The sequence below is a fragment of the Bradyrhizobium sp. Crot121 genome, from assembly GCF_059512385.1.
Genome location: NZ_JCAMOR010000378.1, coordinates 1 through 450, shown reverse-complemented (window position 1 = coordinate 450; position 450 = coordinate 1). Strand labels below are relative to the sequence as shown.

1 protein-coding gene is annotated in these 450 nt (G+C 55.6%); it reads left to right on the top strand.

Annotation, left to right across the window (positions count from 1 at the left end; translation table 11 throughout):
• The coding region (locus AC5ZGW_RS47065) for a hypothetical protein (protein WP_496114263.1) at nucleotides 1-382 on the top strand (382 nt) is incomplete at its 5' end.
• Nucleotides 383-450: the final 68 nt, after the last annotated feature.

Here is a 450-nt window from a genome sequence, read left to right as displayed (position 1 = left end):
GCCTGATGCGGGTGCAGTGGCGCCCTTTGTCGTGAACGCCGCCTTCGCTCTTGAGCTCTACCTTAAGACCCTTGCTCTCCAGCAGGGCAAAACCTTGCGTGGGCATGAACTGGCGAAGCTCTTCAAAAGGCTGCCCGCGAACGCAAAGCAGATACTGGAGCAGGAGTTACACCTCCTGACCAAGAAGAGCGAGTGGGCAGACGGTCAGAGTACTTTGGACGACCTTAGACGAACGGCTGCCGACCTGAATTCAGCGTTCGTCGACTGGCGTTACTTACATGAGAAGCCGCAGATTGGCCTCAAGATCAATTTCAGACCCACCATCTTCCTTGGTGAGGTCCTCCATGCCGCTTGCCAGCCCGGAACTAGCGCGCAACCATGAAAAGGCCGAACGGAGAAAAGGATCTCAAGTATCGGAGCCCATCGTGAACCGTACAGACCGATTTGTTA